We start from the raw sequence: 7,674 nt of genomic DNA, 5'->3' as shown, positions 1-7,674 counted from the left end.
GCATTAACTATGTAAAATGGAATTATAGAGAATGGCGATAAATAGAATAGAGGGAAGGAGAATATGACTGGGTTAATTCACGATAAATGAATTAACCCGATAAGTGATAGGAATGAAGTGGTTACTTCAACCTAACACCCAATTATTTTGGTCTAACGCCTAATGTGTGGCAAATGGCGTAAGTCAATTCAGAGCGGTTTAAGGTGTAAAAATGGAAATCTTTTACGCCTTCACGACTTAAAATTTTCACCATGTCCATGGCAATTGATGCACCAACAAGATTGCGACTTTCAGGGTCATCATCTAAGCCTTCGTACATTCTATTCATCCAACTTGGGATGCGCACATTGGTAATTTTGGCAAAACGTTCTAGTTGGCGGAAGTTAGAAACTGGCAAAATTCCCGGTACGATTTCCACATCAATGCCCGTTGCTACGCAGCGGTCACGAAAACGTAGGTAGCTTTCAACATCGAAGAAAAATTGGGTGATGGCGCGGTTGGCTCCGGCTTCAATCTTTTTCTTCAAATTGATTAAGTCCGCCTGAGCACTTTTAGCTTCAGGGTGTACTTCGGGGTAAGCGGCGACGGAAATGTCAAAGTCAGCTTCCGTTTTCAGTAACTCAACCAAGTGCTCAGCATACATATCGGGCTTACGGCTGTTATTAGGAAGGTCTCCCCGTAATGCCACAATATGGCGAATACCGTTATTCCAGTAATCGCGCGCGATGGTTTTTAGTTCATCAGGGCTGGCATCGATGCAGGTTAAGTGCGGTGCTGCCACTAATCCTGTTTTATCTTTGATATCTTTAATGATGCTATGGGTTCTATCTCGCTCACCGGAGTTAGCACCGTAGGTGACAGAGACAAAATTCGGTTTTAAGACCTTGAGCCTATCGATAGACTTCCACAATGTTTGTTCCATTTCTGCTGAGCGAGGTGGGAAAAATTCAAATGAGACATTAATCTGCCCATCTAATTCAGCTAAATTTTGGTTCAACGCCTCGCGCTGATTTGCGTGAAAGAAACTCATACCCTGTGACCTCGCCTCAAGAAACTCATTATTTAATGATTATTTTCGTTATTCGATTATATGCACTCTTTTGTACTTCTATACGTTTAGACGTCTAAATAGAGATTACGCGATATTGAGTGAGAGTCAACTCCTAAATCAAATTTGGAATTGATGTTTTTTCAGACGCAACAAGAGAAAAATTCATGATGGGAAGATGCGGAGCCGAGTGACTCCGCATGCAGTACAACATTATTCAGTAAAACAGAAGTGCTCGACCATTTGGCTGATGAGTTGGCGGGTTGGTTCAATAAAGCTCATATCGATGAACTCATCAGGCTGGTGGGCTTGTTCAATAGAGCCGGGACCCAGCACCAGTGTTGGACAAAGTTCTTGGATAAATGGCGCCTCCGTACAGTAGTTCACAGTTTCCGCTTTTTTACCTAATAGCTGCTCAATGACTGCCACCATTTTATGATCTGTGGGGCATTCATAGCCGGGGATTGGTGGGTGCATCTCTTCAATGCCTAAGCGACCCGGCCATTTTGCACGAACGGGTTCGAGAGTTTCATTGAGTAGCTCGTCCAGATCTTGCAACGTTAAACCTGGCAGTGGGCGAATATCCATATGTAATTCACAGCAACCACAAATTCGGTTCGCTGCATCACCACCATGAATATGACCGAAGTTCATGGTTGGATAAGGGATCACAAACGCAGGGTTGTTATAGCGCTCTTTCAATGTATTTCTTAAGGTCATTAAGTGAGAGATAGATTCATGCATTAATTCAATGGCATTAACGCCTCTATCTGGATCACTGGAATGCCCAGATTGACCTGTAATACGAATGGCATTGGAAAGATGTCCTTTATGCGCGCGAATAGGCTGCAATGAAGTTGGTTCACCGATGATGGCGAAATCAGGACGCAACTGCGTGCTAGCGGCAAAAAAGCGAGCACCAGCCATCGAGGTTTCTTCATCTGCCGTGGCGAGAATATGCAAAGGGCGCTTTAAGGTGCTGAGGTCAACATCTCGCAGTGCATCAATAATAAAGGCAAAAAAGCCTTTCATATCTGCGGTGCCTAGCCCATACAGTTTGCCATTATGTTCGGTGAGCTTGAACGGATCTTTACTCCAGCGACCATCATCAAATGGCACGGTATCCGTGTGACCACATAGCATCAACCCTCCGTTACCTTCGCCAATCGAGGCTAACAGGTTATATTTATCTCGGGTATCAGGGACCGGTTGAATATTCACAGTAAAGCCTAAGGTTTCTAACCATCCACCTAATAGCTCCACCAGCGCTCGGTTACTCTGATCGAGTTGCGAATCGGTCGCACTAATCGACGGAGTGGCGATTAATTGACGATAAATCTCAATAAATGCAGGTAATTTAATATTCACTGTTGACAGCCTTTATCCATAATAGTATCAATATTCATGCACTTTATTTGAATAAAAATACACATTAAACTGTTTGGGTCACGAGTACAAGGTAGAAAACACATGTTGAACACACTCATTGTCGGGGCCAGTGGTTATACTGGAGCAGAATTAGCCGCTTACTTACAACGTCACCCCGATATTCATCTTTCTGGGCTGATGGTTTCCGCACAAAGTGCGGATGCAGGTAAATGCTTTTCTGATTTACATCCCCAGTATAAAGGCATTATCGACCTTCCGGTTCAGCCGCTTACCGATGTGGCTGAGGCAGCAAAAGGGGTCGATGTTGTTTTCCTCGCGACCGCCCATGAAGTGAGCCATGACATCGCGCCCCAGTTTCTTGAAGCGGGTTGCGTGGTGTTTGACCTTTCGGGTGCTTATCGTGTTCAAGATGCGGCGTTTTATCCGCAATACTACGGTTTCGAACATACAAATACCCAGTGGTTAATGCAAGCAGTTTACGGTTTAGCGGAATGGCAGGCAGATAAAATCCGTCAAGCTCAGCTGATTGCGGTACCGGGGTGTTATCCAACGGTTTCTCAACTTTCATTAAAGCCGCTGATTGAAGCGGATTTGCTCGATGAGAACATGTGGCCAGTCATTAATGCGACCAGTGGCGTTTCAGGGGCAGGGCGCAAAGCTTCCATGACGAACAGCTTTTGCGAAGTGAGCTTACAGCCTTACGGTATTTTCACTCACCGTCATCAACCTGAAATCGCGACGCATCTAGGTAGAGATGTGATTTTCACGCCACATTTAGGCAATTTTGCACGGGGCATACTGGCGACCATCACTTGCAAAGTGAAAGCCGGCGTTACAGCGGAGCAAATTAGCCAAACATTTAAAGATGTGTATCACAACAAACCGTTAGTTCGTTTATATGACAAGGGGGTTCCTGCACTGAAATCGGTGGTTGGCACGCCATTTTGTGATATCGGCTTTGTATTGAAAGGTGAGCACCTGATTTTAGTGGGTACAGAAGATAACCTATTAAAAGGTGCCGCAGCGCAAGCCGTTCAGTGCATGAATATTCGGTTTGGTTTCAACGAAACGCAGTCATTACTTTAATGCTCTTATGGCAATTTATTAAGGATAAATCCCCATGCAACCTTTAGTCATTAAATTGGGTGGTGTGTTACTCGATAGCGAAGAAGCCCTAGAAAGATTATTTACGGCGATCCAAACCTACCGTCAGGCTCATCAACGTGAGCTAGTAATTGTTCACGGTGGTGGATGTCTAGTTGATGAATTAATGCAAAAACTGCAATTACCCGTCGTGAAAAAGCAAGGATTGCGCGTTACGCCAGCAGACCAAATCGACATTATTACTGGTGCGTTAGCCGGAACGGCGAATAAAACCTTGTTGGCATGGGCGATGAAACATCAATTGCAAGCGGTGGGTTTATCCCTTGGGGATGGACACAGCGCAGTGGTTACGCAAATTAATGATGAGTTAGGCCATGTGGGTAGCGCGAAAGCGGGTGATGCGAAGTTACTGAAATTATTACTGTCTGCGGGATATTTACCCATCATTAGCTCTATCGGGATCACCGAAGAGGGGCAACTGATGAACGTCAATGCAGACCAAGCCGCGACAGCGATTGCCCAAGCACTGAATGCAGATTTAGTCCTGCTTTCTGATGTGAGCGGTATTTTAGATGGTAAAGGTCAAAAGATTGATGAAATGACCACCGCCAAAGCCCAGAAACTTATCGATCAAGGCATCATCACTGATGGAATGATAGTCAAAGTGAATGCGGCTTTAGAAGCGGCTTCCACATTGCAACGTCCGGTGGATATTGCAAGCTGGCGTCATGCGGAACAGTTGCCATCATTATTTAATGGCACCGCGATTGGCACACGAATTCTTGCTTCTTGAATGAAGAACTGAGCAAGCAAGCAAACAGACAAATCAAACATTTATTTTAAAAGAATTGGGACAGGTAATTTATGAAAAAGGGCATTAAGAAGATTGTATTAGCATACTCCGGTGGATTAGATACGTCGGCTATCATTCCATGGTTAAAAGAGAACTACGATGACTGTGAGGTCGTGGCATTCGTTGCTGATGTGGGTCAAGACAGAGAAGACTTAGTCGGTGTTGAGAAAAAAGCCCTGCAATCAGGTGCTTCTGAATGCTATGTGGTTGATCTGCGCGAAGAGTTTATCAAGGAATATATCTACCCAGTACTGAAAACGGGTGCATTGTATGAAGGTAGCTATTTACTGGGTACGTCAATGGCGCGTCCAATTATCGCTAAAGCGCAAGTTGAAATCGCATTGAAAGTTGGCGCAGACGCAGTCGCGCACGGCGCAACCGGTAAAGGTAATGACCAAGTGCGTTTCGAAAGCACTTACACCGCTTTAGCACCACAACTGAAAGTTGTTGCGCCATGGCGTGAGTGGGACTTACGTTCCCGTGAAGCTCTGCTGGATTACCTGAAAGAACGTAATATTCCAACTACCGCTAGTTTAGAGAAAATCTACAGCCGTGATGAAAACGCATGGCACATTTCTACCGAAGGTGGCGTATTAGAAAGCACATGGAATGCAGCCAACCAAGATTGCTGGGTATGGACGGTTGATCCGAAAGACGCACCGGATGAAGCTGAGCTGGTGACTGTGGGTGTGAAACACGGTGAAGTGGTTTCTGTGAACGGTAAAGCCCTGTCTCCATTGGGTTGTTTAGAAACATTAAATACGCTGGGTGCAAAACATGGCGTGGGTCGTATCGATATCGTAGAAAACCGTTTAGTGGGTATGAAATCCCGAGGTTGCTATGAAACCCCAGGGGGCACCATCATGATGGCTGCGCTGCGTGGTGTTGAGCAATTAGTATTAGACCGCGATAGCTACAAGTGGCGTGAGCAGTTAGGTCTGGAAATGTCTTATGTGGTGTATGACGGTCGCTGGTTTGCGCCACTTCGTCATTCTCTGCAAGCAGCGGCAGAATCCCTGGCTCAGGATGTGACGGGGGAAGTGGTTCTGAAACTGTATAAAGGGCAAGTGACTGCTATCCAGAAGAAAGCGGATAAGAGCCTGTACTCTGAAGAGTTTGCAACATTTGGTGAAGATGAAGTTTACGATCATAGCCATGCTGGTGGCTTTATCCGTCTCTATTCGCTCTCTTCACGTATTCGTGCGCTGAAAGAACAGAACAAAGCAAAATAGTTTTATCAGTATGACCCCGACAGCCAAATCAGGCTGTCGGGCAGACACTTATTTTATCAATCAGGTAGGGACTCGTTATGGCACTTTGGGGTGGACGTTTTAGTCAGCAGGCAGATCAACGGTTTAAACAATTCAATGATTCACTGCGTTTTGATTATCGCTTAGCTGAGCAGGATATTATTGGCTCAGTGGCATGGTCAAAAGCGTTGGTCACGGTTGGCGTACTGTCTGATAGCGAGCAAAAATCTCTCGAGCAAGCACTCAATGTGCTATTGGCGGAAGTGCAAGCCGATCCTGAGATTATCTTGCAAAGCGACGCCGAAGATATCCATAGCTGGGTCGAAGGTAAACTGATTGATAAGGTCGGTGATTTAGGGAAAAAACTGCACACAGGTCGTAGCCGTAATGACCAAGTTGCGACAGATTTAAAACTGTGGTGTAAAGGCCAAGTGGCGCTGTTATTAGAAGCTGTGACTGAGTTACAAAAAGCGCTGGTCATCACTGCTGAACATAACCAAGATGCCGTGATGCCAGGCTATACCCACTTACAACGTGCCCAGCCAGTGACATTCGCTCATTGGTGTTTAGCGTATTGCGAAATGTTGTCTCGTGATGAAAGTCGTTTGCAAGATACTTTAAAACGTTTAGATGTCAGCCCATTAGGGTGCGGGGCGTTAGCGGGTACAGCCTATGATATTGACCGCGAGCAATTGGCATCATGGTTAGGTTTTTCCTCCGCAACGCGTAACAGTTTAGATACAGTTTCTGATAGAGACCATGTGTTAGAGCTGTTATCCGACGCAAGTATCGGTATGGTACATTTATCACGTTTTGCTGAAGATTTGATTTTCTTCAATAGTGGCGAAGCCGGGTTTGTAGAGTTATCTGATAAAGTGACTTCAGGTTCGTCGCTGATGCCGCAAAAGAAAAATCCTGATGCATTGGAGCTAATTCGTGGTAAATGTGGCCGTGTTCAAGGGGCATTAACCGGCATGATGATGACACTGAAAGGATTACCGCTTGCCTACAACAAAGATATGCAAGAAGACAAAGAAGGGTTATTCGATGCCCTCGATACGTGGTTAGATTGTATGCATATGGCGGTACTTGTTCTGGATGGTATTCAAATTCGTCGTCCTCGTTGTGAAGATGCAGCAAAACAAGGCTATGCAAATGCGACCGAGCTGGCGGATTATTTAGTCGCAAAAGGCGTTCCATTCCGTGAAGCTCACCATATTGTGGGTGAAGCTGTTGTGGCTGCGATAGCGCAGGGGAAAGCATTAGAAGAAATGGCATTAAGTGATTTGCAAAAATTCAGTGCAACTATCCAACTGGATGTGTATGAGATTTTATCTCTGCAGTCTTGTCTTGATAAGCGATTAGCAAAAGGTGGGGTATCTCAAAAGCAGGTAGCAAAAGCCATTGTAGATGCGAAAACTCGCTTGAAGATGTAAATAAAGAAAATGTAGTAAAAAATGGGGGGTAGCATGGCTACCCCAATTTCCATAACGTTTAATTTTAACTATATTTAATTGTTAACATACCCATCTGTTTGTCTTCATTCAGCCAATCATAAGAATAGACACTTCGACCGCCATTCAGGACTTTCCAACCTTGAGTTTTTACTAACTTTTTCAGGTCAATGCTATTGGCAACCATATCGTCATTGTCATTCAGACAATTTAAAGTGACATTATTATTATTTACTTCATTCAAGCAAGAGGCATAGACAATTGAACCTGTAAATTGGATGGTACCGTTATGTTCGCTGTTTTCTGCATAGGCATTAACGGCGCTAAAAGCAGGAACGAGTAATAATGCCATGACTGCGCGAGAGAAGGTTTTTTTAGCGATTGATGTTAAATTTTTCATAATAGTATCCCCTAACTGATTTGTGTTTAATCAATTTGTTTAAGTGGCTTAATTTAATAAATTCGGTATTGCGTAAGGTATATATTGGCTACTTTTATTTTTTTAACCTATGGGCAAGTCAATAATTACACCGCGACACTGCCTAATGTGCCTTCTTATGTATACGGATGGGAAAC

Annotated in this window: 7 protein-coding genes; 4 read left to right on the top strand and 3 right to left on the bottom strand. The window is 44.4% G+C overall.

Annotated elements, in window-relative coordinates:
- Positions 1-142: 142 nt before the first annotated feature.
- Together metF and argE are read right to left on the bottom strand one after the other, a co-directional pair.
- The gene (gene metF, locus JK188_RS15455) at positions 143-1,030 is read right to left on the bottom strand and encodes a methylenetetrahydrofolate reductase (RefSeq protein WP_211887680.1); all 888 of its coding nucleotides are present in this window, start codon (positions 1,028-1,030) and stop codon (positions 143-145) included.
- 231 nt (positions 1,031-1,261) lie between these two features.
- Positions 1,262-2,416, bottom strand: a complete 1,155-nt coding sequence (gene argE / locus JK188_RS15450) for an acetylornithine deacetylase (protein ID WP_211887682.1) — start codon at positions 2,414-2,416, stop codon at positions 1,262-1,264.
- Between the two features lie 102 nt (positions 2,417-2,518).
- Between argE and argC the strand changes: the two genes are divergently transcribed.
- The 4 genes from argC (at position 2,519) to argH (ending at position 7,080) form a co-directional block, all read left to right on the top strand.
- The gene (argC, locus tag JK188_RS15445) at positions 2,519-3,523 is read left to right on the top strand and encodes an N-acetyl-gamma-glutamyl-phosphate reductase (protein WP_211887683.1); all 1,005 of its coding nucleotides are present in this window, start codon (positions 2,519-2,521) and stop codon (positions 3,521-3,523) included.
- A gap of 34 nt (positions 3,524-3,557) precedes the next feature.
- The gene (argB, locus tag JK188_RS15440; RefSeq protein WP_211887685.1) at positions 3,558-4,334 is read left to right on the top strand and encodes an acetylglutamate kinase; all 777 of its coding nucleotides are present in this window, start codon (positions 3,558-3,560) and stop codon (positions 4,332-4,334) included.
- Between the two features lie 71 nt (positions 4,335-4,405).
- Entirely contained in the window at positions 4,406-5,626 is a 1,221-nt protein-coding gene (locus JK188_RS15435) for an argininosuccinate synthase (protein ID WP_036950892.1), read from the top strand.
- Between the two features lie 77 nt (positions 5,627-5,703).
- Entirely contained in the window at positions 5,704-7,080 is a 1,377-nt protein-coding gene (argH, locus tag JK188_RS15430; protein WP_211887686.1) for an argininosuccinate lyase, read from the top strand.
- 64 nt (positions 7,081-7,144) lie between these two features.
- Here argH and JK188_RS15425 read toward each other — a convergent pair whose 3' ends face one another.
- The gene (locus JK188_RS15425; RefSeq protein WP_154634179.1) at positions 7,145-7,498 is read right to left on the bottom strand and encodes a hypothetical protein; all 354 of its coding nucleotides are present in this window, start codon (positions 7,496-7,498) and stop codon (positions 7,145-7,147) included.
- Between the last annotated feature and the right edge of the window lie 176 nt (positions 7,499-7,674).

It is taken from the genome of Providencia sp. JGM181 (genome assembly GCF_018257375.1).
In the GTDB taxonomy this organism is placed as follows: Bacteria; Pseudomonadota; Gammaproteobacteria; order Enterobacterales; family Enterobacteriaceae; genus Providencia; species Providencia lanzhouensis.
Note: the sequence above shows the minus strand (reverse complement) of the source record. Positions and strands in the feature narration are given on the sequence as shown.